The organism is Streptomyces sp. NPDC101181 (assembly GCF_044767975.1).
Lineage (GTDB): Bacteria > Actinomycetota > Actinomycetes > Streptomycetales > Streptomycetaceae > Streptomyces.
In genome coordinates, this window is the sequence record NZ_JBIWOX010000001.1 from 661086 (window position 1) to 686213 (window position 25128).

At 72.1% G+C, this 25128-nt stretch carries 22 protein-coding genes; 10 read left to right on the forward strand and 12 right to left on the reverse strand.

Features of this window, described 5'->3' with window-relative positions; translation table 11 throughout:
- Positions 1-6: 6 nt before the first annotated feature.
- The 4 genes from ACIRRU_RS02815 to galU all read right to left on the reverse strand — a co-directional run bounded on the left by ACIRRU_RS02815 (position 7) and on the right by galU (position 3396).
- A complete protein-coding gene (locus ACIRRU_RS02815; RefSeq protein WP_403675284.1) occupies positions 7-570 on the reverse strand; it encodes a molybdenum cofactor biosynthesis protein B in 564 nt (187 codons plus the stop codon).
- A complete protein-coding gene (gene moaC, locus ACIRRU_RS02820; RefSeq protein ID WP_403675286.1) occupies positions 567-1076 on the reverse strand; it encodes a cyclic pyranopterin monophosphate synthase MoaC in 510 nt (169 codons plus the stop codon). Before moaC ends, ACIRRU_RS02815 begins: the two co-directional genes overlap by 4 nt.
- A gap of 102 nt (positions 1077-1178) precedes the next feature.
- Entirely contained in the window at positions 1179-2489 is a 1311-nt protein-coding gene (glp, locus tag ACIRRU_RS02825) for a gephyrin-like molybdotransferase Glp (RefSeq protein ID WP_403675288.1), read from the reverse strand.
- A 4-nt stretch (positions 2490-2493) separates the two neighbouring features.
- Positions 2494-3396, reverse strand: coding sequence for a UTP--glucose-1-phosphate uridylyltransferase GalU (gene galU / locus ACIRRU_RS02830; protein WP_403675290.1), 903 nt, complete (start codon positions 3394-3396; stop codon positions 2494-2496).
- Between the two features lie 93 nt (positions 3397-3489).
- Here galU and ACIRRU_RS02835 point away from each other — a divergent pair, with 93 nt between their 5' ends.
- Positions 3490-4098, forward strand: coding sequence for a 5-formyltetrahydrofolate cyclo-ligase (locus tag ACIRRU_RS02835; RefSeq protein ID WP_403675292.1), 609 nt, complete (start codon positions 3490-3492; stop codon positions 4096-4098).
- A gap of 137 nt (positions 4099-4235) precedes the next feature.
- Here ACIRRU_RS02835 and ACIRRU_RS02840 read toward each other — a convergent pair whose 3' ends face one another.
- Positions 4236-6983 carry a penicillin acylase family protein gene (locus ACIRRU_RS02840; RefSeq protein WP_403675295.1) on the reverse strand — a complete coding sequence of 916 codons (2748 nt, stop codon included), beginning with the start codon at positions 6981-6983 and terminating at the stop codon, positions 4236-4238.
- A 278-nt stretch (positions 6984-7261) separates the two neighbouring features.
- Here ACIRRU_RS02840 and ACIRRU_RS02845 point away from each other — a divergent pair, with 278 nt between their 5' ends.
- The 6 genes from ACIRRU_RS02845 (at position 7262) to ACIRRU_RS02870 (ending at position 13705) form a co-directional block, all read left to right on the forward strand.
- The gene (locus ACIRRU_RS02845; RefSeq protein ID WP_403675296.1) at positions 7262-8830 is read left to right on the forward strand and encodes a potassium/proton antiporter; all 1569 of its coding nucleotides are present in this window, start codon (positions 7262-7264) and stop codon (positions 8828-8830) included.
- Between the two features lie 503 nt (positions 8831-9333).
- Positions 9334-10614 carry an MFS transporter gene (locus ACIRRU_RS02850; RefSeq protein WP_403675298.1) on the forward strand — a complete coding sequence of 427 codons (1281 nt, stop codon included), beginning with the start codon at positions 9334-9336 and terminating at the stop codon, positions 10612-10614.
- Between the two features lie 66 nt (positions 10615-10680).
- Positions 10681-11016, forward strand: a complete 336-nt coding sequence (locus ACIRRU_RS02855; protein WP_403675301.1) for an FmdB family zinc ribbon protein — start codon at positions 10681-10683, stop codon at positions 11014-11016.
- 134 nt (positions 11017-11150) lie between these two features.
- Positions 11151-12107, forward strand: a complete 957-nt coding sequence (locus ACIRRU_RS02860; RefSeq protein WP_403675303.1) for an S-methyl-5'-thioadenosine phosphorylase — start codon at positions 11151-11153, stop codon at positions 12105-12107.
- 450 nt (positions 12108-12557) lie between these two features.
- Entirely contained in the window at positions 12558-13046 is a 489-nt protein-coding gene (locus tag ACIRRU_RS02865; protein ID WP_403675622.1) for an RcpC/CpaB family pilus assembly protein, read from the forward strand.
- Positions 13047-13159: 113 nt separating this feature from the next.
- Positions 13160-13705, forward strand: a complete 546-nt coding sequence (locus tag ACIRRU_RS02870; protein WP_403675306.1) for an MscL family protein — start codon at positions 13160-13162, stop codon at positions 13703-13705.
- A 181-nt stretch (positions 13706-13886) separates the two neighbouring features.
- Here ACIRRU_RS02870 and ACIRRU_RS02875 read toward each other — a convergent pair whose 3' ends face one another.
- From ACIRRU_RS02875 to ACIRRU_RS02900, 6 genes are all read right to left on the reverse strand, one after another.
- Positions 13887-14111, reverse strand: coding sequence for a hypothetical protein (locus ACIRRU_RS02875; protein ID WP_403675309.1), 225 nt, complete (start codon positions 14109-14111; stop codon positions 13887-13889).
- 91 nt (positions 14112-14202) lie between these two features.
- Positions 14203-14598 carry a hypothetical protein gene (locus tag ACIRRU_RS02880; RefSeq protein WP_363201154.1) on the reverse strand — a complete coding sequence of 132 codons (396 nt, stop codon included), beginning with the start codon at positions 14596-14598 and terminating at the stop codon, positions 14203-14205.
- Complete coding sequence (locus ACIRRU_RS02885) at positions 14595-15404, reverse strand: ubiquinol-cytochrome c reductase iron-sulfur subunit (protein WP_403675311.1); 810 nt, start codon at positions 15402-15404, stop codon at positions 14595-14597. The genes ACIRRU_RS02880 and ACIRRU_RS02885 overlap by 4 nt, the downstream gene beginning before the upstream one ends.
- Positions 15401-16003, reverse strand: coding sequence for a 4Fe-4S dicluster domain-containing protein (locus tag ACIRRU_RS02890; protein ID WP_363201152.1), 603 nt, complete (start codon positions 16001-16003; stop codon positions 15401-15403). Before ACIRRU_RS02890 ends, ACIRRU_RS02885 begins: the two co-directional genes overlap by 4 nt.
- A gap of 6 nt (positions 16004-16009) precedes the next feature.
- Positions 16010-18337, reverse strand: a complete 2328-nt coding sequence (locus tag ACIRRU_RS02895) for a molybdopterin oxidoreductase family protein (RefSeq protein WP_403675314.1) — start codon at positions 18335-18337, stop codon at positions 16010-16012.
- Positions 18334-19491, reverse strand: coding sequence for an MFS transporter (locus tag ACIRRU_RS02900; RefSeq protein ID WP_403675317.1), 1158 nt, complete (start codon positions 19489-19491; stop codon positions 18334-18336). Before ACIRRU_RS02900 ends, ACIRRU_RS02895 begins: the two co-directional genes overlap by 4 nt.
- Before the next feature lie 472 nt (positions 19492-19963).
- Here ACIRRU_RS02900 and ACIRRU_RS02905 point away from each other — a divergent pair, with 472 nt between their 5' ends.
- Positions 19964-21088, forward strand: a complete 1125-nt coding sequence (locus tag ACIRRU_RS02905; RefSeq protein WP_403675320.1) for a P1 family peptidase — start codon at positions 19964-19966, stop codon at positions 21086-21088.
- Between the two features lie 318 nt (positions 21089-21406).
- Positions 21407-22153: a DUF6227 family protein gene (locus ACIRRU_RS02910; RefSeq protein WP_403675321.1), complete on the forward strand. Its 747-nt coding sequence runs from the start codon at positions 21407-21409 to the stop codon at positions 22151-22153.
- A gap of 248 nt (positions 22154-22401) precedes the next feature.
- Here the strand turns inward: ACIRRU_RS02910 and ACIRRU_RS02915 are convergent, their stop codons facing one another.
- Positions 22402-23403, reverse strand: coding sequence for a sigma-70 family RNA polymerase sigma factor (locus ACIRRU_RS02915; protein WP_363201147.1), 1002 nt, complete (start codon positions 23401-23403; stop codon positions 22402-22404).
- Positions 23404-23836: 433 nt separating this feature from the next.
- On the opposite strand from ACIRRU_RS02915, the gene ACIRRU_RS02920 reads away from it, so the two are divergent.
- A complete protein-coding gene (locus ACIRRU_RS02920; RefSeq protein ID WP_403675324.1) occupies positions 23837-25114 on the forward strand; it encodes a questin oxidase family protein in 1278 nt (425 codons plus the stop codon).
- Positions 25115-25128: the final 14 nt, after the last annotated feature.

Below are 25128 nucleotides of genomic sequence, written 5' to 3' on the forward strand. Positions count from 1 at the left end.
CGATGTTCAGCTCGCGCTCCCCGGCCGGGGGTGGTCGCCGCCGCGCAACTGGTCGACGGCGTGCACCAGGAGCCGGCCAAGGACCGCGAGCCCGTCCTTCACCCCGCCGGTGGACCCCGGCAGGTTGACGATCAGGGTGCGGTCCGCGACGCCCGCCAGCCCCCGGGAGAGCGCGGCGGTCGGGACCTTGGCCAGGCCCTCGGCCCGGATCGCCTCGGGGATGCCGGGGACCTCGCGGTCCAGGACGCGGCGGGTGGCCTCGGGGGTGGCGTCGGTGGGCGAGATGCCCGTACCGCCGGTGGTGACGATCACGTCGTACCCGGCGGCCACTCCGGCGCGCAGGGCCGCTTCGACCGGTTCGCCGTCGGGGACGACCTGCGGACCCTCGACCGCGAAGCCGAGGCCCGTCAGCGCCTCGGCGATCAGCGGGCCGCCCCGGTCCGCGTACACACCGGCGGAGGCCCGGTTGGAGGCGGTGACGACGAGGGCGGAGTACGGGGAGGGCGACGCGGCTCCACCGGGCTCCGGCCGCTCGTGGCCGGGGGCTCCGGCGGGCTCGGGCGGCGTCACGCGTCCGGTCCCGAGGGCTCCGTCGGCGCTGGGCGCCGGTAGTCGCCGGACTTGCCGCCCGACTTCGCCTCGACCCGTACGTCGGTGATGACCGCGCTCTTGTCGACCGCCTTGACCATGTCGACGACCGTGAGGGCCGCGACCGACACCGCCGTCAGGGCCTCCATCTCGACGCCCGTGCGGTCGGTCGTCTTCACGGTGGCGGTGATCTCCACCGCGTCGTCGGCCACGCCCAGGTCGACCTTGACGCCGGAGACGGCCAGCGGGTGGCAGAGCGGGATCAGCTCCGGGGTGCGCTTGGCGCCCATGATCCCGGCGATCCGGGCGGTGGCGAGGGCGTCGCCCTTGGGAACGCCTTCGCCGCGCAGCAGTTCGATCACGTGCGGCGAGACGAGCACCCGGCCGGACGCGCGGGCGACGCGGGTGGTGACGTCCTTCGCCGACACGTCGACCATGCGGGCCGCGCCCGCCTCGTCGATGTGCGTCAGCCTGTTCTGCGTACTCAACTCACTCCGCCTAGCGGTAGGGGCTCTCCGTCGCGGCTCGGGCCTGCCGGAGGGGTCCCCGGAAGGCGCGGCGGCAGATACCGTACCGCCACCGGGCGCAGGTCAGCGGAGCAGGATCACCTCGGTCTCCGTGCCGGGCTCCACCGAGGTGACGTCCTCGGGGACCACGATCAGCGCGTCCGCCTGGGCGAGCGCGGCGATCAGATGCGATCCGGAGCCGCCGACGGGGGTGACCGTGCCCGCCTCGGGGTCGTGGCGACCCCGCAGGAACTGCCGTCGGCCCTCCGGCGAGGTGAGCGCCTTGTCGGTGGTCAGCACCGCGCGGGCGGTGGGGCGGTGCACGTCGGGCAGCCCCATCAGGGCGCGGATGGCGGGGCGGACGAACAGCTCGAAGGAGACGTAGCTGGAGACCGGGTTGCCCGGCAGGGCCAGCAGCGGGGTGTGGTCCCGGCCGATGGAGCCGAAGCCCTGCGGCTTGCCCGGCTGCATGGCCAGCTTGCGGAACTCGATCCCGCCGCCCTCCTCGTCCTCGTCCCCGACGGAGGACAGCGCCTCCTTGACGACGTCGTACGCGCCGACGCTGACGCCTCCGGTGGTGACGACGATGTCCGCGCGGATCAGCTGGTCCTCGATGGTGGCGCGCAGCGTCTCGGCGTCGTCGGCGACCGCGCCGACCCGATAGGCGATGGCCCCGGCGTCGCGGGCGGCGGCGGTCAGCGCGAAGCTGTTGGAGTCGTAGATCCGGCCGCCCGTCAGCTCCTCGCCGGGCTGGACCAGTTCGCTGCCGGTGGAGAGCACGACCACGCGGGGCCGGGGCCGCACGAGGACGGTGGAGCAGCCGATCGCCGCGAGCAGCCCGATCTGCGGCGGGCCGATCACCGACCCGGCGCGCAGGGCCAGTTCGCCCGGCCGGACGTCGCTGCCGCGCTCGCGCACATGGGCTCCGGCCGCCGCCGGGCGGTACACGCGGACCTCACCGGTGGCGCCCTCCGGGGCGTCGGCGTGGGCGCGCATGGTGTCGGCCGGGCCCTCGCCCGTGCCGCCGTCCGTCCACTCGACCGGGACCACGGCCTGCGCCCCGGCGGGCAGCGGGGCGCCCGTCATGATGCGGGCGGCCTGTCCCGGCCCCACGGCCCGGCCCTCGGCGAGCCCGGCGCTGCCCGCGGCCACGTCACCGATGACCGTGAGCACCGCGGGGAACTCCTCCCCGGCGCCCTCGACATCGGCGACCCGGACCGCGTAGCCGTCCATGGAGCTGTTGTCGAAGGGCGGCAGCGCCACCTCCACGACGACGTCCTTCACCAGGACGCAGCCCTGGGCGTCGGGCAGCTGGAGTTCGATGGGGTCGAGCGGCCGCACCGCGGCGAGGATGTCCTCCAGGTGCTCGTCGACCGACCAGATCGTGCCGCTCACGGGGTCACATCTCCTCGGTGACGTACTTGCGCAGCCAGGACCGGAAGTCCGGCCCCAGGTCCTCACGTTCGCACGCCAGTCTGACAATGGCGCGCAGGTAGTCGCCGCGGTCACCGGTGTCGTAGCGGCGGCCCTTGAAGACGACGCCGTGCACGGGCCCGCCGATCTTCTCGTCCGCGGCCAGCAGCTGGAGCGCGTCGGTGAGCTGGATCTCGCCGCCGCGGCCCGGCTCGGTGTGCCGCAGTACGTCGAAGACGGCGGGGTCCAGGACGTACCGGCCGATGACGGCGAGGTTGCTGGGGGCGTCCGCCGGGTCCGGCTTCTCGACCAGGTCGGTGACGCGGACGACGTCGCCGTCGACGGTGGCGTCCGCGGCCGCGCAGCCGTAGAGGTGGATCTGCGCGGGGTCGACCTCCATCAGCGCGACGACGCTGCCGCCCTCGCGCTCCTGGACCTCGACCATGCGGGCCAGCAGCGCGTCGCGCGGGTCGATCAGGTCGTCGCCGAGCAGCACCGCGAACGGCTGGTCGCCGACGTGCGGGGCGGCGCACAGCACGGCGTGCCCGAGGCCGCGCGGATCGCCCTGACGCACGTAGTGCATGGTGGCCAGGTCGCTGGACTCCTGGACCTTGCCGAGGCGTTCGGCGTCTCCCTTGCGGGTGAGCGCGGACTCCAGCTCGTAGTTGCGGTCGAAGTGGTCCTCCAGGGGACGCTTGTTGCGACCGGTGATCATCAGGACGTCGGAGAGACCCGCGGCGACGGCTTCCTCGACGACATACTGGATGGCCGGCTTGTCGACGACCGGCAGCATCTCCTTGGGAGTGGCCTTCGTGGCGGGCAGGAACCGGGTGCCGAGACCTGCTGCCGGGATGACGGCCTTGCTGATCCTGGAGGGCGACTGAGTCATGTGCAGACCTTAACGGATGCACCCATCCAGAAGCTGATTTTCCGGTTAACTTTGTCCTTAAATATGCCCATAAGAGAACCGTGTGAGCCGCTTGTGAACACCGATGAGACAGGGCAACAGCCGTCCCCGAAGGCCGTCCTGCGCCGCGAACTCCTCGCCGGCCGCGCCCTCCTGACGAAGGAGAACATCGCCCGGAACGCCGCCGCTCTCGCCTCCGCCGCCCTGCGCCTGGACCGGCTGGCCGACGCCCGGACGGTCGCCGCGTATGTCTCCGTGGGGCGCGAACCGGGCACCCGCGCCCTGCTGGACGCGCTGCGCGAGCGCGGCGTACGGGTCCTGCTGCCGGTGCTCCTGGCCGACAACGACCTGGACTGGGCGCTCTACGCGGGCGCGGAGCACCTGCTGCCCGCCGGCCGGGGACTCCTGGAGCCGGACGGGCTCCGGCTGGGACCCGCCGCCGTCCTGGAGGCCGACGCGGTGCTGCTGCCCGGCCTGGCGGTGGACCGGGAGGGGATGCGGCTGGGCCGGGGCGGCGGCAGCTACGACCGGGTGCTGGCCCGGCTGACGGCGGCCGGGGCGCACCCCGCGCTGGTCGTGCTCCTGTACGACGACGAGGTGCTCGCGCACGTCCCCGCGGAAGCGCACGACCGCCCCGTGGACGCCGTCGTCACCCCGGCCGGAGTACGGCACTTCGAGCGGTGACCCGGTGGCCGCCCCCGCGTGAGCGCCGACGGCGCACCCGGGGGCGGGGGCGTTGACGGCGTACGCGGGAGCGTTGACGGCATGTGCGGGAGCGTCGCCGTCGGCGTACATGTCAACGGTCGAGGACGCCGGGGCCCCTACGGTTTCAGCGTCAGCGTGTCGACGGTGGACTCGCTCACCGCGTTCGGCGCGAAGGACCAGTCGAGCAGTTCGCCTTCGGCCCACTTGTCGGTCTGGTCGGTGTAGTGCGCGCTGAACGCGTGCCCGGAGGCACCGGTGAGGTTGATCCAGCGGGACTTGTCCCAGTCCCCCACGTTGACCACCATCCGCATCGACGGCACCCAGACGACCTCGTAGCCGCTCGCCGCGTTCCAGCCGGTGGCGTTGACCGCCGCCTCGCCGCCGCCGAGGTTCCAGGGGCCCCGGTTGAGCGCCCGCTTGAGCAGGTCGGGGCCCTCGGCGCCGAGGGTCTGGTTCGTCAGCATCAGCCGGTGCAGCCGCCCCCAGCTCCAGGTGTCGATGTTCTTGCCGAGCTTGGCGGTCAGCTCCCAGCGGGCGTCCGCCATCGCACGGGCGAAGAGGTCGTCACGGCTCTCCAGGGCGCCGTCACGGCCCCGGGCGGGCGCCTTCCACCACTCGTTGTCCTGGTCGTCCACGAGCTCGCGGACCACCTGGAACCAGCGGTCGCCGCCGTCCGGCTGCGCCGAGTCGCCGTCGCGCTGACCGCATTCGCGCACCAGCGTCCGCTGCTCGTCGAGCGGACCGCTGTTCCTGGCCGGAGGCACGTTGAGGCAGTCGCCCTCGACCCGCATCTCCTTGGGGAGCTTGTTGCCGAAGGCCAGCTTGAGGATGTTGCGCCAGACTCCGTTGAAGTACGCGGCGGCCGCCGAGTCGGGCTCCTGGGTGTAGTCCCAGCCGTCCAGCAGCTTCTGCGCCTCGCGCACGCTCGGGTCGGAGACGTTGATCTTCCGCAGTTCGGGCACCAGCAGCGCGGCGATCTCGCTGAAGTTGTCCATCTGCGTCTTCTGCATGTCGTCGGTCGAGATCTTCTCGCCGCCCTTGATCTTCTTGGCGATCAGATCGTTGATCCGCTGGCTGCGGGCCCCGTAGCCCCAGTCCTTGGTGAGCAGGTAGGGGTAGGTGCTCTCGTCGATGACGGCCTGGTTGGCGGTGACGATGTAGCCGCGCTCCGGGTTGTACTCGTAGGGCAGCTCGTCGAAGGGGACGTAGTCCGTCCACCGGTAGCGCGGGTCCCAGCCCGGTGCGGGCACCGTCCCGTCGTACCCCTTGGAGCGGACCGGGATCTTCCCCGGGGCCTGGTAGCCGATGTTGCCCTCGGTGTCGGCGTAGATGAGGTTCTGCGAGGGCACCTCGAAGAACTCGGCGGCCGCCCGGAACGTGGTGAAGTCCTTGGCCCGGTTGAGCGCGAAGACGGCGTCCATCGACCTGCCCGGCTGGAGCGCCGTCCACTTCAGCGCGACCGCGTAGCCGTCGGCGCGGTCGGGGGCCGCGTTGCTGACGGTGGCCTTCTGGCCGACCTGGTCCAGCTCCTTGCTCCGGTCGGAGACCAGGGGCCCGTTGTTGGTCTGACGGACGGTGATCTTCCGGTCCCGGCCGCCCGCGACCTTGATGGTCTCCTCGCGGACCGTGAACGGCCGCGTCCGGCCGTCGTACAGGTAGCCGTCGTCGGAGACCTTCTCCAGGAAGAGGTCGGTGACGTCGGCGCCCAGGTTGGTCAGGCCCCAGGCGATGTCCTGGTTGTGACCGATGATCACCCCGGGCATCCCGGAGAACGTGTAGCCCGCGGTGTCGTACTGGCAGCTCTCGGAGAGCTTCCGGCAGTGCAGGCCCATCTGGTACCAGAGCGAGGGCAGCATCGGCGCCAGGTGCGGGTCGTTGGCCAGCAGCGCCTTCCCGGTCGTCGTGTGCTCGCCGGAGACGACCCAGGAGTTGGACCCGATGCCGTTGCCGTTCGGGCCGAGCAGCGCCGGGATCTCGTCCAGGGTGTCGGAGAGCGCCGCGAGCTGGGTGTTCAGGCCGTCGGCCGCGCCCTGCGGGGTGGTCGATTCCGGGCCGCCCTGCGGGGTTGCCTCCGGGTCGAACTTCCCGGTGACCGGGGAGACCGCGCCCCGCTCGACGATCGGCTTGTGCTCCTCGTAGGGGTAGCCGGGGTACAGGTCCTCGATCTGGCTCTTGTCCAGACGGCTGGTCAGCAGCGAACGGTCGATCTCGTCCTGCATGTTGCCGCGCAGGTCCCAGGCCATCGCCTTGAGCCAGGCCACCGAGTCGACCGGGGTCCACTCGCCGGGCCGGTAGTCGTTGGTCAGCCCCAGCGCCGCGTACTCGACCGAGATGTCCCGGCCCTGCTTGCCCTTCAGATAAGCGTTGACGCCCGCCGCGTACGACTGGAGGTTCTTCTTGGTCTCCTCGCTGAGGACCTCGTCGTACTCCTTCTGCGCGACCTGCCGCCAGCCGAGCGTCCGCAGGAAGGCGTCGGTCTCCACCTGCCCGGAACCGAACATCTCCGAGAGCCGGCCCGACGTCATGTGCCGCCGGACGTCCATCTCCCAGAAACGGTCCTGGGCCTGCACGAAGCCCTGGGCGCGGAAGAGGTCGTCATCGGTGTCCGCGTAGATCTGCGGAATCCCGTACGCGTCCCGCTTGACCTCGACCTCGCCGCCGAGGCCGTCGAGCGTGATCGACCCGGTGGTCTGCGGATAGGAGGCGCGGACGGTGGAGACGGACCAGTAGGCCCCGTATCCGACACCCGCGACGAGCGCCAGCACCAGGACGAGCACGAGCAGGCGGGCGCGTCGCCCCTTCTTCCTCCTGCCGGGCTTCTTCGGGTCGGAAGGGCCGGAAGAGGCGGTTGTATTGGCGGGCATCGCTGTCCTTCGAGGGGCAGGGCGGTCCTGGGGGTGCAGGAGCAACCATAGGCGCAGCGGAGAAGCCACTCGGACGCGGTATACGGATGCATCCGTTTGCGTCCGGCTCGTACGAACAGTCGAAGCCGTCAAGAAATCGTTAAAGATTAGGTAAGGTAACGAAGTAACCGGCCGCCGGAGGACGATCCGGCAGGCGCACGCGGGGAAGGACCGGCACCCTGACTGTCCACGCGCTCAACGAACTCCTGCTCGTCTGCTCGCTCGTCCTGCTCGTCGCCGTGGCGGCGGTACGGATCTCCTCGCGCAGCGGACTGCCCAGCCTGCTCCTCTATCTCGGCATCGGGATCGCCCTGGGACAGGACGGCATCTTCGACGTCAAGTTCGACAACGCGGAGCTGACGCAGGTGATCGGCTACGCCGCGCTGGTCGTCATCCTGGCCGAGGGCGGACTCGGCGCGAAGTGGAAAGAGGTCAGGCCCGTCCTGCCCGCGGCCGCGGTCGTCTCGACCCTCGGCGTCGCCATCAGTGTGGGCGTCACCGCGTCCGCCGCCCACTATCTGGTGGGCCTCGACTGGCGCCAGGCCCTCATCATCGGCGCGGTCGTCTCCTCGACCGACGCGGCGGCCGTCTTCTCGGTGCTGCGCCGGGTGCCGCTGCCGCCGCGGATCACCGGTGTCCTGGAGGCCGAGTCCGGCTTCAACGACGCCCCCGTCGTCATCCTGGTCGTCGCGTTCTCCGCGGTCGGCCCGGTCGAGCACTGGTATGTCCTGGTCACCGAGATCGCCCTGGAACTGGCCATCGGCGCCGCCATCGGCATCGCGGTCGGCTGGCTGGGCTCGCTCGGCCTGCGGCACGTGGCGCTGCCCGCCTCCGGTCTCTACCCGATCGCCGTGATGGCCATCGCCGTCTCGGCGTACGCGGCGGGCGCGCTGGCCCACGGCAGCGGCTTCCTCGCCGTCTACCTGGCGGCGATGATCCTCGGCAACTCCAAGCTGCCGCACTGGCCCGCCACCCGCGGCTTCGCCGACGGGCTGGGCTGGCTGGCCCAGATCGGCATGTTCGTGCTGCTCGGCCTGCTGGTGACCCCGCACGACCTCGTCGACGACTTCTGGCCCGCCGTCGTCGTGGGCCTGGTGCTGACGATGGTGGCGCGGCCGCTGTCGGTGTTCCTGAGCTTCGCGCCGTTCCGGCTGCCCGCCCGCGAGAAGGTCCTGATGTCCTGGGCCGGGCTGCGCGGGGCGGTGCCCATCATCCTGGCGACGATCCCGATGGTGTCCGGGGTGGCGGGCAGCACCCGGATCTTCAACATCGTCTTCGTCCTGGTCATCGTCTACACCCTGATCCAGGGCCCGACGCTGCCCTGGGTCGCGAACAAGCTGAACATCGCCGACGACCCGGCCGAGACGGACGACCTGGGCGTCGAGTCCGCGCCGCTGGAGCGGCTGCGCGGCCACCTGCTGTCGGTCACCATCCCCGCGAACTCCAAGATGCACGGCGTCGAGGTCGGCGAGCTGCGGCTCCCGGCGGGGGCGGCGGTCACCCTGGTCGTACGGGACGGGAAGAGCTTCGTCCCCGCCCCGGCGACGGTCCTGCGCCGCGGGGACGAACTCCTCGTGGTCGCCACCGACCCGGTGCGGGACACGGCCGAGGCCCGGCTGCGGGCGGTCGCCGAGGGCGGCAAGCTGGCGGGCTGGCTGGGCACGGGCGGACCGAACGGCTCCGGAAGGACACCGGGCGGCGCCGGAGCACCCGCCGCCCCCGCTCCGGGGGCCGGCTCCGGCATCCCGCAGGCGATGAAGCTGGCCAAGAAGCTCGGCGGCGCCGCCGACACGACGGCCCGCCCGTGAGCCGCGGGCGGGGGGGTGCACTCTCGCACTGGGATGCGCTCTTGCACTGTCGGCGCGGTCGGCGTCATGGGCGCGGTCGTTGTTACGGGCACGGTCGGCTTTACGGGCGCGGTTGGCGTCACGGGCACGGTTGGCGTGATCCATAAGGTGACTCCGCAGGTGTAACACCGTGGACGCGTCGCAGATCACAGGCCGATCCGGATGCTCTGGGCGCATTCACAGGCGCACAGAGCCTCACACCTGTACCATGAAGGCGCATCGTGGTCGATCATTGCTGGTCGCCCACTCTGACTGAACGACCAACTCTGTCTGAAGCAGAGCTGGCGCGACCGTATGGCGGTCGTGGTGTCTCCTGGCCCGGCGCTTCTCCGCCGCTGGCAGTGGGCCGCCCGGCATCTACCGCAGTTCCGCGCGAAGAGGACAGCTCTCGGCCGCTTCCGTCCGGCCCGCCCCACCAGGGCGCCGGGAAGCAGGGGCTACCAGGCGGCAGAAAGGCAAGGACCGTGGCAGCCACGGTCTCCGACCGCCCCGGATACGGGCAACTGCTGCGCACCCCCGGTGCGTGGACCTTCCTCCTCCCGGGCTTCGCGGCACGCCAGCCCTTCGCGATGCTCACCATCAGCATCGTGCTCCTGGTTCAGCACACCACCGGCTCCTACGGCAGCGCGGGTGCCGTCGCGGCGGTCTCCGGTGTCTCCATGGCGCTCTTCGCCCCGCAGAGCGGCAAGCTCGCCGACCGTTTCGGCCAGCGCTCCGTCCTGCTGCCCGGCGTCCTCCTGCACGCCGTCTCCGTGGCAACGCTGACCGCGCTGGCACTGGCCGACGCCCCGCTGTGGGCGCTGTTCGCCGCCGCCGTACCGACCGGTGCCTCGATCCCGCAGATCGGCCCGATGGTGCGGGCCCGCTGGGCGGCGATGCTGGGCGCGACCCCCGACCGTCCCGCTTCCCCGCTGATGTCCACCGCGGCGGCCTTCGAGTCGGTCACGGACGAGTTCACGTTCGTCCTGGGCCCGGTCATCGCCACGGCCCTGTGCACCGGCATCCACCCGGCGGCGGGCCTGGTCACCGAGGCGGCCCTGACGCTGATCGGCGGCCTGTTGTTCGCCGCGCAGCGGGCCACCCAGCCCGCGGCACGCAGCGCCGCGACCGCCACCGAACCGCACGCCTCGGCGCTCTCCGTACCGGGCGTTCGGGTCCTGGCGGTCTCCTTCCTGGGCATCGGCGCGGTCTTCGGCGGGATGCAGGTCTCGCTGACCGCGTTCTCCGAGGAGATCGGCCACCCCGGGGTGAACGGACTGCTCTACGGGATCTTCGCCGCGGGCAACATGCTGGCCGGCATCGCCTGCGGCGCCATCGCCTGGAAGAGCAGCCCGCGCCGTCGGCTGATCGTCGGGTACGTGGCGCTGACGCTGACCGCGTCCGGGCTGTGGGCCGTGCACTCGGTGCCGCTGCTGGCCGGGCTCGGCCTGCTGGTGGGCCTGTGCATCGCTCCGGCGCTGATCAGCGGCTACACGCTCGTCGAGGCGCTGGTGCCCGCGAGCGCCCGCACGGAGGCCTTCACCTGGCTGACCGGCGCGGTGGCCCTCGGCCAGGCGGCGGCGGTGACCGTGGCCGGACAGCTCGCCGACGGCCACGGCGCGAGCACCGGCTTCCTGGTCCCGCTGGCCGGTACCGTACTGGCCCTGATGACGCTGCTGGCCCTGCGTTCGCGGCTGACCCCGAGGTCCCCGGGGCGCACCGTGGCACGTGGGATCGGTCACCGCGAGCCGGTCGCAGTGGACTGATCCAGCGGAATACGTCACTATGGAGCGTCGTTAGCACTCACTGAGTGAGAGTGCCAGGAGGAGCAAGTGCCGACCTATCAGTACCAGTGCACCGAGTGCGGCGAGGGCCTCGAGGCGGTGCAGAAGTTCACCGATGACGCCCTGACCGTGTGCCCGAACTGCAACGGACGCCTGAAGAAGGTGTTCTCCGCGGTCGGCATCGTCTTCAAGGGCTCCGGTTTCTACCGGAACGACAGCCGCGGCTCGTCGTCGAGCAGCGCCCCGGCGTCGTCGTCCGCGAAGTCGTCCGACTCCACGGCCTCGAAGTCCGGTTCGGACACGAAGACGAGCGCCTCGTCGTCCACCTCCTCCTCGTCGTCGGCCCCCGCGTCGGCCTCGTCGAGCGGTACGTCGGCCGCCTGAGCCCGCGTACGCCACCAACCGCTTCCACCGGACCCCGCCGATCCACTCGGCGGGGTCCGGGCGTTTCCCGGACGCCTGTCCCCCGGCCGGGCCTGCCGGGCACCCCCCGGACATCCCCTGGATACGGTGACCGCATGGTGAACACTCAGAAGGACACGCACTCCGGTACGGACATGGTCGACGCGGAGGCCGCCACGTCCGGTGCGGGCATCGTGGGACCGGACGCCGCCACGTCCGGTGCGGACGCGGGGGGATCGGAGGCGGCCGCGGAGATCGGCGTCATCGGCGGTTCGGGTTTCTACTCCTTCCTGGAGGACGTCACCGAGGTCTCGGTGGACACCCCGTACGGCAAGCCCAGCGACTCGGTCTTCCTCGGCGAGATCGGCGGCCGCCGGGTGGCGTTCCTGCCCCGCCACGGACGCGGCCACCACCTCCCGCCGCACCGCATCAACTACCGGGCCAACCTCTGGGCCCTGCGCTCCGTCGGGGTCCGCCAGGTGCTGGGGCCGTGCGCGGTCGGCGGCCTGCGGCCGGAGTTCGGACCGGGCACCCTCCTGGTCCCGGACCAGCTGGTGGACCGCACCAAGGCCCGGGTGCAGACGTACTACGACGGTGAGACCCGCGCCGACGGCGTCGCGCCGAACGTCGTCCACCTGGGCTTCGCCGACCCCTACTGCCCCGAGGGCCGCCGCGCCGCGCTCACCGCGGCCCGCGGACAGGGCTGGGAGCCGGTGGACGGCGGCACCCTGGTGGTCGTCGAGGGCCCTCGCTTCTCGACCCGCGCGGAATCGCGCTGGCACGCGGCGATGGGCTGGTCGGTCGTGGGCATGACCGGGCACCCCGAAGCGGTGCTCGCCCGGGAACTGGGCCTCTGCTACACCACGATGACCCTGGTCACCGACCTGGACGCGGGCGCCGAAGCAGGTGACGGCGTCTCCCACGAGGAGGTTCTCCGGGTGTTCGCGGCCAACGTGGACCGGCTGCGCACGGTGCTGTTCGACGCGGTGACCGGGCTGCCGAAGGCGGAGAGCCGCGTGTGCGCGTGCGCCCACGCGCTGGACGGGATCGAGACGGGGATCGCGCTTCCGTAGAGGCGCCGGTGCTCGTAAGGGCGTCGGTGCTCGTAAGGGTGTCGGTGCTCGTATGGCGTCACCGGAACGGGTGACGGAGTTTTCCCCACTGCGGGTGCAGTCCACAGGGGTCAGCGGGATCTGCGCGGACCGGGAAAAGTGAGGGGAGTTCGGCCGGGTCACCTGGTCCGGACTCCCCTTCTTCTTGCGCCCGACCTCGTCTCCTTGCGTCCGTCCTGGCACTTTGTGTCGTCCGTCATCCATCGCGTGATCCCAGGTGGTGCCATGTCCCCGTTCTCGTCCCCGTCCCGGTCCTCCGCACATCCCACCCGTTCCTCTTCTTCCTCTTCCTCTTCCTCCGCTCGTTCCGCCCACCACGCGCCCGTCCAGCCCGTCCGCTCCGGCGCTTCCGTCGCGGGCCGGGTGAAGCCGCCGCCCGGCCCTCCGGCGCCGGTCCCCGCGCCCTGCGGGGTGGGGCCGTTCGCACCACTGCGGGTGCGGGGCGGAGGCGCGGACCGGCTGCGGCGCCTGGTCCGCAGGCAGCGGCGGGCGGCGGCCGCGGGGCTCGCCCTGGCGGGCGCCGCACTGGCCACCACGGGGCTGGGCGGCGGGGCGGCCGGGCAGACCGCCGCCCCGGAGGCTCCACCGGGCTCCGACCGGCCGTCGGTGCGGCTGGTCTCCGCGCCGGTCCGGATCGCGGACGCCGCGACGGTGCGGCTGCTGCGGCCGGGAGACCGGGTCGATGTGATCGCCGTCGGTGCGGCGGCGGACGACGAGGCACGCGTCGTGGCCCGGGGTGTACGGGTGGCGGAGGTGCCGGACTCCGGCCCGGAGGGCGGCGCGGGCGGCCCGGAGCCGGGGGCTCTGGTGCTGCTCTCGGTGGAGCGGTCGACGGCCACGGCGCTGCTCGGCGCGGGTACGTCGGGGCGCTTGGCGGTGGCGGTGTCCGATGCGAACTGACACGCTCTCATGTCACTCGTGGGATGGAGCGGATTGGACAGTGCCGTCCCTTCCCGCCTTAGGTGACGGGGCAATTGGCTCCCGTCACCGCACAACCGGAGGAAGGCTCACCTGTGAGCGAGAAGAAGGTCAGTCTGCTGGAGGGCTTCAAGGCCTTCCTGACACGCGGCAATGTGATCGACCTCGCGGTGGCTGTCGTCATCGGCGCGGCGTTCACCAACATCGTGAACGCCGTGGTCAAGGGCGTCATCAATCCGCTGGTTGGCGCGTTCGGCACGCAGGACCTGGAGAGCTACAGTTCCTGCCTCCGGGGGCCCTGCACCACGGACCCGGACACCGGGGAGACGGACGGGATCGAGATCCTGTGGGGTTCGGTGCTCAGCGCCGCCCTCAGCTTCCTGATCACCGCGGCCGTCGTGTACTTCCTGATGGTGCTGCCGATGGCCAAGTACCTGGCCCGGCGGGCGGCGGCGCAGGCCGCCAAGGAGGGGGTCAAGGAGACCATCGAGGTGAGCGAACTGGAGGTGCTGAAGGAGATCCGCGACGCCCTCGTCGCGCAGCGCTCCGGAGATGTGGCCGGTCCCTCAGGTGGTCCGAGGTCGGGCGGCGCCCCGGGCGGGAGCGGTGGGGCGGCTCCGGGCCCGCACGAGGACCGGTAGCTCCCCGGCCGCCCGCTCGGCGAAGATGCGGCACCTTTCGGGCCCGGTGCGGCGGCCTTCCGAGGCGATGGGGCCTCCACCCGCAGTACGGCGGCCTTCGGAAGTGGAAGTGGCGGGGCCTTCAGGCGCGGTGCGGCGGCCTCCCGGAGCGATGGGGTCTCCGCGCGTGGTGCGGCGGTGCTCAGAGGTGGTGGGGCGGCTTCTCGTCCAGGAAACGGGCGAGGTCGGAGGCGCTGCCGCCCGCCGAGGGACGCTCACCCCACCCCTGGTCCGTATCGTCCGCGGACTGCCGGTCCAGCGGATCGTCGAAGACCAGGACCGGTTTGGGCTTCGGTCCCTCCGGCGGCCGTTGCTCTGACGGCTGCCGCTTCGCATCGCGCGGACGGGGGGCGGGGGCGGCGCTCATGCCTCCAGGGTACGGCGGCCCACCGCGAGGTGGGAGCCGCCGAGGGGTGGGGCGCCGGGGGACGGAGCGCCGGGGCGGGGGACGGTGGCCGTCAGCGGTCCTTCGGATCGAGCAGCCACAGGGCGAGCACGGCGAGGAAGGACAGGCAGAGGAATCCGGCCCCCCACCAGGCGGTCGAGGTGTTGCCCTCCATCCACTCGTCGATCAGGATCGTCAGCCCCCACAGCTGGCCGACGACGACGGACATGGCCAGGACGAGACGGGCGTTCAGCTTCGAGGAGCGCTCGGGGTCCTGGTCGGTGCCCGCCCCGGGCCCGGGGCCGGTGTGCCGGACGCGAGGGTCTCCGTAGCCGCTGGTGGGGCGGATCTGGGGGTACCGCTCGTGGACCGGCCGGTTCAGCTCGGGGTCGGCGCTGCCCGGGTGGTAGGTGGGGAAGTGGCTGCCCGGGGGCGGCAGCGGCTGTTCGGGGTGCCGGGATTCGCTCATGCCCGCCTGCCGGGGCGCTCGGCGGCGGACGCTTCGGCGGACGGCCGCGCCGGGTCGGCCGCGGGGCCGGGGGCACGGTGGGCCGGGGCCGTGGAACCGGTGGCCCGGGCGCGGGTGTCGCGGGCACGGGTGTCGCGGGCCCCTGCCGCGGCGGCCCGGGGCGGGGACTCGACGCCGCCGCCGATGTCGGGGCAGCCGATACGGGCGGCGAGGTCGGGGCGTTCACCGCCGAGCTGTCGGCACAGCCCCTCTTCGACGCTCTCGCCCGAGCGGGTCGTCCCGACGGCCCAGACGCTGCCGTCCTCCTGCTCGATGACCACGACCTTGGGCAGCCCGCGTGGTGGCGGGCCCGCGGTGACCTCGCCGGACCGGGCGTCGAAGACGCCCTCGTGGCAGGGGCAGTACAGCTCGCCCTCGGTGCCCCGGTCCTTGCGCCAGAGGACGGCGCAGGCGAGGTGGGTGCAGACGGCGGAGTAGCCGACGAGCGTCCCGTCGTCGAGGCGGATCGCGACGGCCCGGTCCTCCTCGCCGGGGTAGCGGAAGGCGATGGACTCGCCGGGCTGGAGCCCCGACGCGACGCGCTTCGCCTCGGGGGCCTTGCCCTCCTCGCCGTCGCCGTGACGGTGGAGGATGCCCGCGGCGACCCCGATGCCGCCGACGGCGAGACCGCCGGAGACGGTCGTGACGATACGGAGGTAGTCCCGCCGGGTGGTGAGGGAGTCGGCGGCGATGCGGTCCTGGAGCGCTTCGCGCGGGTCGCCGCCCGGGGTGTGCTCGCCGCCCGGCTGTTGTTCGGTGACGCTCATCGGCGGACGTCCTTCCCGTTGATCTCGACGACGGGCAAACCGCCGGGGACCGGCCACTGGACCCGTTCGGCGGGGACGACCATGGCCGCGCCGGTGCGTACCTCGGTCTCGCCGAAGACGAAGGTGTCGGCGACCTGCACGCCGGGGCGCTCGGCCTGGAGCTCCTCGATCGTGCCGTAGAAGAGCGCGCCGGTCGGGCAGACGGTCGCGCACATGGGGGCGAGGCCGTAGGCGGTGCGGTCGTAGCAGAGGTTGCACTTCATCTGCAGCTTCGCCTGGAGATCGATCTTCGGTACGCCGAAGGGGCAGGCGTTGACGCAGTTGGCACAGCCGATGCAGCGGGTGGTGTCCGCCTGCTGCACCACACCGTCGGCGGTCACGAGGATCGCGTCGGCGGGACAGACCTCGGCGCACGGGGCGACCGGGTCCTCGCAGTGCATGCAGACAGTGGGAAGGGAGGCGACGGAATGACCCTCGTCGGTGTAGTCGAGATGGATCATCGATGTGCCGCGGTGCGAGTCGCATTCGCGGCAGGCGGAGACACAGGCCTGGCAGCCGATGCAGCGCCCCGGGTCGATGAAGATCGTTCTGCCCATCATGGGGCGTCAGCTCCTCTCCGATGTCCCACGGCCCTGGGGGGACGTGGGAGGAAGGGGGTCGGTACGGGAGACCTGGGTCTCCGGGTAGGCGACGTGGCCGGGAGCGACCGGCGGGGCGGGGACCTCGTCGATCCGGTCGGCGTGCTCGATCCGGCAGGCGCACACCTTGTACTCGGGGATCTTGGAGCGGGGATCGAGGGCGTCGATGGTGAGGGCGTTCGCCGCGGTCGGGACGGGCCAGTGGTAGGGGACGAAGACGGTGTCGGGCCGGATCGCCTCGGTGACCAGGGCGGGGAAGACCTCGCTGCCGCGCCGGGTGACGACGCGTACGGGCTCCCCGTTGCGGAAGCCGTGGGAGGGGTGGACCTCCGCCCAGGGCCGCGGGGTCTGCTCGACGAGGGCGCCGAGCCTGCGGGTCTGGTTGCCGGAGAGGAAGTGGGCGACGGTGCGCCCGGTGGTGAGCGACATGGGGAACTCGTCGTCGTACGGATCCATCGGCGGATGCCACTCGACGACCTGGAGGTGGATCTTGCCGTCGGGGTGGTAGGTCTTCCCGTCCTCGAAGAGACGCGGGGTGCCAGGGTGGTCGGTGGCGGGGCAGGGCCAGGCGATGCCGCCGGTCTCCTCCAGCCGTTCGTAGGTGATGCCGTAGTAGTCGTTGACCGTTCCGGCGGAGGCGGTCCGCAGCTCGTCGAAGACCGACCGGGAGTCGGGGAAGGCGAATTTGTCACCGGCGCCGAGACGGCGGGCGAGTTCGCAGATGACCCAGGTGTCGGTCCGGACACCGGGGGGCGGGTCCTGCGCCTTGTTGTGCTTGACCACGCGGGCTTCCGCGTTGGCCATCACCCCCTCGTCCTCGGCCCAGGTGGTGACGGGGAGGACGACGTGGGCGTTGGCGGCCGTCTCGGAGAGGAAGAAGTCGAACTGCGCGTGGAACTCGGTGGTGTCGTACCCCTCCTTGACCACCCGGTAGTTGGGCAGGGAGACGAACGGGTTGTTGCAGATGCCGATCAGGCCGCGGATCTCGCGTCGCTGCATCTGCCAGACCATCTCCATCATGGAGGTTCCGGCGGGCGGGAGTTCGGACTCCTCGATGCCCCAGATCTCGCAGATCTGGCGCCGGTGCTCGGCGTTCATGATGGAGCGCCCGCCGGGGAGGAGGTCGGACTTCTGGCCGTGTTCGCGGCCGCCCTGCCCGTTGCCCTGGCCGGTGATGGTGCCGTATCCGGCGCCGGGTTTGCCGATGTGCCCGGTGGCGGCGCAGAGGTTGATCACGGACAGGCAGTTCTCGACACCTTGCGAGTGGTGCTCGATGCCCCGTGCGTGCCAGGCCATGGCCTTCGGCGCGCGGGCGAAGGCGCGGGCGACCTGGACGATCTGCTCGGCCGGGATGCCGCAGATCGCGGCGGCGCGGGAGGGCGGGTATTCGGCCGCCTTGGCCTTCAGCTCCGCCCAGCCGGTGGCGTGCTCGGCGAGGAAGTTCTCGTCGGTGAGCCCCTCCTCGATGACGACGTTGAGCACGGAGGTGAAGAAGGCGGAGTCGGTGCCGGGTTTGAGGGCGACGTGGATGTCGGCGGTCCGGGCGATGGCGGTCTCGCGCGGGTCGACGACGATGAGGGTCGCGCCGCGGTCCCGGGCTCCCCAGACGTACTGGGTCATGACGGGGAAGCACTCGCCGACGTTGGACCCGGCGATGAGGAGGCAGTTGGTGAGGAGGATGTCGGAGAAGGGATTTCCGGCCCGGTCGATGCCGAAGGCCAGCTTGTTGGCGCCCGCGGCGCTGACCATGCAGAGACGGCCGTTGTAGTCGACGTGCCGGGACTTGAGCGCGACCCGGGCGAACTTGCCCACCAGGTAGGTCTTCTCGGAGAACAGGCTGGCCCCGCCGAGGAGCCCGAAGGCGTCGTTGCCGTAGGTCTGCTGGATGCGCTTGATCTCGGAGACGGTGAAGTCGAGGGCCTCCTCCCAGGAGACCTCGCGGAACTCATCGTCCCGGGAACGGCGCATCAGCGGGGCGGTGAGCCGGTCGGGGTGGTTGACCTGCTGGTAGGCGTTGATGCCCTTGGGGCAGAGCCGCATCCGGTTGATGTCGTGGTTGCGGGGTTCGACGCCGAAGACCTTGCCGCCGTGGTCCACGCGCAGATACATCCCGCACTGGACGCCGCAGAAGCAGCAGTGGGTGGGCACGAGCGTCTCGCCGTTCTGGTCGGCGTGCCACTGGTCGGCCGGGATGCCGCCCGCGTCCCGGAAGGCGCGGGCGCCGGGCGGGGCCAGGGAGGGGTCCAGCGGGATGAACGTACGGCGGCCGGCGGCAGCTCGCGGTTCCGCGGTCACTTGAAGCCCTTCTTCACATGGGAGAGGTAGGCGTTGCCGCGCAGCACCCGCTTGCAGCGGGGGCAGTACTCGGCCCAGTCGTCGAAGCCGAGACGGAGGTCGCGCATGGTGCCGCGCAGGTTCTCGACGTAGGGCCCGGTGTCGATGGGCTCCTCGCAGCGGCGGCAGGCGAAGACCTTGTCGTCCTTGCGGCCGGTGTACTTGAACAGCTGCATACCGACCGCGGCCGGGCGCTGGACGATGTGGAAGAACTTGCCGAACGGGATGTAGATGAGGGTGAAGACCACCGACACCATGTGGAGGATCGCCAGGAACTGGTAGCCGCCGCCGTGCAGGAAGATCGAGGAGAAGGTGAGCAGCAGACCCGTCACGGAGATGACGATGAGCGCGATGAGCGGCACGAGGTCGTAGGCGAAGCGCTGACCGGTGACGGCGCCGCGGTCCTTCATCCGGCGCCAGAGGAAGTAGGAGGCGCCGGGGATGACGAGCACGGCGGCGATGTCCAGCCCGTGGAACATCAGCCAGCCGAGGATGGAGAGGGAGTCGAACCCGAGGATCTTGAAGCCCCAGATCCGCATCTCGTAGCCGGGGCCGGAGCCGCTGCCGGAGGTGAAGGTGAACCAGCCCCAGGTGAGCGGGAACGTGATCATCGCGGCGAGGATGCAGCCCCAGAAGATCAGCTGGTGAGCGGCCCAGCGGGCGTGGGACCGGGCGCCGAGGAACTTCTGGAAGCCCAGATAGGTGGCGATCATCTTCGGCAGGGCGGTGGGGGCGCTGCGGAAGTTCTTCACCGAGAAGAGACTCCGCCAGCCCTGCTTGAAGAGGCGCTGGGCACCGGGGGCGGAGATCCAGACCGTGTAGCGGTAGGCGACGCCGAAGGCGAGGAAGACCGTGGCCACCGCGTAGGGAAGGAGAGCCGAGTCGAAGTTGCGCAGCATACGGCTGCCGAACACGATCGCCAGGATCAGCAGGGCGGAGACCACCACCCCCGCGAGCGTCGCCCGGGTGGTGACGGACCGGGTGCCGGAGGGGGCGGCGGGGGCGGTGGCGGATCTGCCCGCAGGGTCGCCGGGGGCGGGAGGGTCAGCTTCGGCGGCGGCTCCGGCGGTTGCTCCGGCGGTTGCTCCGGCAGAGGCTTCTGATGGCTCGGTCACCCGGCCACCGTAGGACCATTTGGGGTGATTGAACCTGTTTTAGGTGTTACGGGGGTGAGTGCTTCGCCCGGACAGTCGCAAGGGCCCCCTTCCCCGGGCTGACCGGAGGGTGGCGCGGGGTACCTACCCCGCAGCCGGCGGTCCCGGGGACCTGCGCTCGTGAGCCGCGACGCCCCTCCGGACCTCGCCCCCGGCCACGAGTCCGTGAACTCATTCCCGGCTTCCGGAGCCCGGAGCCCGGATCCCGGCGCACGGGGCCGGAGCCTGGAGTCCGGCGCACGGGGCCGGGGCCCGGAGCCCGGAGCCCCTGAGGTCGCGCGCCTCGTGGGTCGCCCGCTGATACGACCACGCCCGGCCCGCCGGTACGGCCGTCCCTCGTCCGCCGCTACGACCGCGCCGCCCGCCGGTACGACCGAGCCTCGTCCGCCGGTACGTTCGAGGCACACCCCGCATCGACATGAGGAGCCGCCCGATGAGCCCCGAGGACACGGCACCGGAGGACAAGGCGCCGACGGACAGGACAGGCAAGGACACAGCGCACGGAAACCCGCCGCCGCTGGACGCGCTGACCGATGTGGCCGGAATCCGCGTCGGTCACGCGGAGGTCCCCGGCAAGGGCGCGCTGAGCGGGACGACCGTCGTGCTGGCACCCGAGGGCGGCGCGGTGGCCGCCGTGGACGTACGGGGCGGTGGGCCGGGGACGCGGGAGACGGACGCGCTGGACCCGCGCAATCTGGTGCAGCGGGTCGACGCGGTCGTCCTCACGGGCGGCAGTGCGTACGGGCTCGACGCCGCGTCCGGAGTGGCGGCCTGGCTGGAGGAGCAGGGCCGGGGCGTCCGGGTCGGTCCGGACCCCGCCCAGGTGGTGCCGGTCGTCCCCGCCGCCGCGCTTTTCGACCTCGGCCGGGGCGGCGACTGGCGGGCCCGGCCCGACGCGTCGACCGGCCGCGCGGCGGTGGAGGCGGCGGCCGCTTCGGGATACGGGGAGCCGGTGGCCGAGGGGGGCGTGGGCGCGGGTACGGGCGCGGTGGCCGGGCAGCTCAAGGGCGGGATCGGCACGGCGAGCGTGCGCCTGGCGTCGGGCGTGACGGTGGCCGCCCTGGTCGCGGTGAACGCGGCGGGCTCGGTGGTCGATCCCCGGACCGGGGTGCTGTTCGGGGAGTACGGGGCCGGGGAACCGCCCGCGCACCCCTCGCCCGGGGTCCACGCGGAGGCGTTGCGGCGGCTGGCTCGGGAGCGGGAGGCGGCGGAGGCGGCCGGAGGCGGGGCACCGCCGTTCAACACGACGATCGCGGTGGTCGCCACGGACGCGGAACTGGTCCGGGCCCAGGCCCAGAAGCTGGCGGGCACCGCTCACGACGGCCTGGCGCGGGCGGTGCGCCCGGTGCATCTGCTGACCGACGGGGACACGGTGTTCACGCTGGCCACAGGACGGGTGCCGGTGCCACCGCAGGACCCGGCGGCGGTGAACGAGATCCTGGCGGCGGGCGCGGACGTGCTGGCCCGCGCGATCGTGAAGGCGGTGCGCGCGGCCCGCACGGTCACGGGACCCGGCGGGACGTTCCCCTCGTACACGGACCTGTACGGCGGCTCGTAGACGAATCGCGACGGCGGCCCACAGACGGATCAATGCGGCGGTCGGCGCGCGGAGCCGCACGGCGGCCCCGCGCGCGGAGTCGCCGGCCGGGGCGGGGCTGCCACGGGGGCGTGCGGGGCGCGAGGCAGGGGCGTGCGGGCTCCCGACTGAGCTTCTGCGTAAGGGAGTTCGCCCGGAGCGCCCGAAATGCGCCGGGAACATACGAGGAACTTATCCCGCGCGCCCTACGTTTTTATAAACCCCGGTTCCGATGTCAGACCCAGGGACTACGTTGAGCTCGCAGCAAGTGACACGCGGCGACGGCCTGGAGACAGCACCTTGAGCGATCCGTACGAGACAACCGAGCACCACCTCGACCGACTCCTGCGACGCGCCCTCAACTCTTTCGACCTCCCCGACAGCACGGTCGACCGGCTCGGTTCGGCGCTGGCGCACAGCAGTTCGCTGTACTCCTCGCACCACAGCGCCGTGTTACACCGCGAGACCTACCGCCACACGTATCTCCTCGCCGACGGTTCCGCCCTGTCCCTGTGGGAGCTGGTGCACAGCGGTGGCCGGGAGGCCGGGGCACCGCGTACGCACGAGGTGTACGACGAGGAGGCCGACGCCCACATCGCCGCGTCCCGTCTCGCCGGGAGCCTGTCCGACGCCCCGGTCTTCGGCGAGGGGGCCGGGCCGGGTGATCTGGAGATGCTGACGGTCCTGATGTCCGCCCCGCCGGCGCCACTCCCCCGGTCCTACGCCCCGGACAACTCCGCGGACCACGCCCGCCGGGTGCTGCGCCGCGCGGAGAACAGGGACCGGCCGGGCGAGCGGAAGGCGTCGCTGCTGCGGGCCGCGTTCGCCCACCACATCACCCAGATCTTCGGGCGGCAGTGCCGGGTCGACGGCCAGGAAGCCGGGTTCACGCTGTACGAGCACGCGTTCCTGCTGCTGGACGGCAGCGAGACGAGCCTGTGGGAGGTCGAGCACACAGCGACGCCCGACGGCCGTCACATGTGCGAGGTGTACGAGGACGAGGACGCCGCCCGCGCGGCGATGGAGAGCCGCACGCGCATCTGCTGATCCTCTGCTTCTCTGCTGAACCTCCGCCCCTCCGCCGGTCCTCCGTCGGTCCTCGGGATCCCGCTGATCCCGGCCTCACCCGTACGCATCCCGGCGACTGCCCGGACAGGGATGAGCCCCGACGCCGGGGGGGGGTGGGCGCCGGGGCTCAGCTCGGGGGACCGGTGGGGAACCGGTCGGGTGACCGGGGCGACCCGGTCGGTCGGACGGTGCGAACCGTCCTGTTCGGGAGATTACGGGTTATCGGCTCAGGCCGCAGCGTCAAAGCCCGTGTCGTGAGCCATTCGCTTCAATTCGAGGAGTGCGTGCTTCTCGATCTGGCGAATCCGCTCCCGGGTGAGACCGTGCTGCTTGCCCACTTCGGTGAGGGTCCGCTCGCGGCCGTCCTCTATGCCGTACCTCATCTTGATGATCGAGGCCGTCCTGTTGTCGAGCTTGCCGATGAGGTCGTCCAGCTCCTCACTGCGGAGCAGGGTCATCACGGACTGCTCGGGCGAGACGGCGGAGGTGTCCTCCAGCAGGTCGCCGAACTGGGTGTCCCCGTCGTCGTCCACGGACATGTTGAGGCTGACCGGGTCGCGGGCCCAGTCCAGCACGTTGCCAACACGCTCGGCGTTGGAGTCGAGCTCGGCGGCTATCTCCGCGTGCTCCGGGTCGCGCCCGTGCTCACGGTTGAACTCGCGCTGGACCCGGCGGATCCGGCCGAGCTCCTCCACCAGGTGGACGGGGAGCCGGATCGTGCGGGACTGGTCGGCTATGGACCGGGTGATGGCCTGGCGGATCCACCAGGTGGCGTAGGTGGAGAACTTGAAGCCCTTGGCGTAGTCGAACTTCTCGACCGCGCGGACCAGCCCCGCGTTGCCCTCCTGGATCAGGTCGAGCAGAGGGAGCCCCGCGCGCGGGTAGCGGCGGGCCACGGCGACGACGAGGCGGAGGTTGGAGCGGATGAATATGTCCTTGGCGCGCTCGCCCTCGGCGACCAGCGCCTCCAACTCCTCGCGCTGCGCTCCACCGGCCTCGCTCTCCACCTCGCCGTCGAGGATCTGCTGGGCGTAGACGCCCGCCTCGATGGTCTGGGAGAGGTCGACTTCCTTGGCCGCGTCGAGCAGCGGTGTACGGGCGATCTCGTCCAGGTACATGCCGACCAGGTCGCGATCGGCGATCTCCCCGCCCACGGCGCGAACACTGCTTGCCCGGTCGGTCTCACCGGAGGCGGCGGACGTACGACGGGCGACGGCACGGGTTGCCATGCGTGCTCCCTTGCTGAGTAGGTCGCGACACCCTCTCGGGTGCCCTGCATCCGATGGAAACAACGACTGGAATCCGGACAGAATTCCCACGCGCCGCATTCAATTTCGCGATCATGCAGTACCCTGTGCGGCCCCGACCGGCGGAGGCAGGCCGGAGAGACGCGTGGACGTGCAGGTCGGAGCGGGTACCGAGGCAGATCGGGTGCCCCTGGCCTCCCCCGGCCGTCACCCCGCCCGTGAGACCGCGCTCACATCCGACGTGGTGTCCTTCACTCATTTCGCTCCAGCGACTCCGGGCGCTTCGGCCGCCGAGGTTTCCGTGGCCGTCCACCTACCCCCAAGGACGGATCGCACCGCTGCCGGGTTGCCTCGGCCCCGAGTCCTAGGGCCCCGGTCCGTTCCGTCGGGCGGCGGCCCGCCCTAGCGTGACCGCATGGCAGACACCAGGGGCACGCCCGGCAGCACCGGCACGAGTGGCACCGACGGGACCCGGCATCCCGACGACACCAGGCCTCCGCACGGCAGCGGAGTCACCGACGGCACCAGGCCCCCGCACGACACCGGGGTCTCCGACGACACCAGGCTTCCGCATCACACCGGGGCCACCGACGGCACCGGGCTCCCGCGCGACTCCTGGGTCTCCGACGACACCACCGGCATCCTCGACGAGGCCCTGGAGCGGATCCACACCTCGGGGCCGGAACGCGACGGCTGGCTGAGCAATCACGCGCCGATGGCGGTGGAGGCCCTCGTGCGGCGCGGCCGGGCGCCGGTGGTGCATCGCTGGCTGGACCGCTACGGCCCCAAGCTGGAGGAGATGCCGGCCCCGGCCGCGCCGGTGACCGCTCGGAACTGGACCGAGGCGCTGGGAGACCCCCGGCGGATCGCCGACTGGACGGGGTACTTCGAGCGGGAGACAGCCGACCGGCCCTGGCGGGACGTGCTGGCCGAGTGGTGGCCCCGGCTGCTGCCGGGCATCGCGGCGGGCGCCACACATCCGGTGATCCGGGTCGGGCACTCCGTACGGACCCTGCTGGCCGGTGCGGAGACCGCGCCGCGCGTCCGGGAGCTGGCCCACGGCCTCGGCTACTGGGCCGCACGGCACCAGCCGCTGCCCGCCCTGCAACCGCTCGGCCCGGCCCCGAGCGCCGCGGCGGCCCTGGACCGGGTGGAGCGGGTGCCCGACCAGAGCGGCGACATCCGGGACCGGTTCGCGCAGCTGACCGGGTTCCCGCGCTGGCCGGGCCGGGAGCCCGCCGGACCCGAGGCCGCCCGTACCGCGCTCCGTGAGCTGGTCCGGGCCGCCACCCACCGGTACGCCACCCACGGGCACGGTCAGCCGGTCATGCTGGTCCACGCGGCGACCGCCCCCAACGCGGTGCTCCGGACGCTGCCCGCGCTCCCCCGGGCCCTGTGGGAGCCGAGCCTGGGAGCGGCCTGGGCGGCGAGCGCGGCGGTCACCGCCGCCTACGCCCCGCCGACCGGTGTCGCGGCGGCCGTCGCCCCTCCCCCGTCCGGATGCGGAGCGGCACCCGCGGGCGAGGCGGCCCCCGGAGGTGGGGCAACGGTCGCGGAGGAGCTGTTCGGCCGGGCGGCGGCGCACGGGGACGATCACACCATCAAGTTCGTGGACACGGCGCTGGACGTCGGCGACGCGACCGCGTTCGCCGCCGCCCTGCGCTCGATCGAGCTGAACACTCCGGTCTTCTAGCTCGCCCCCCGTCC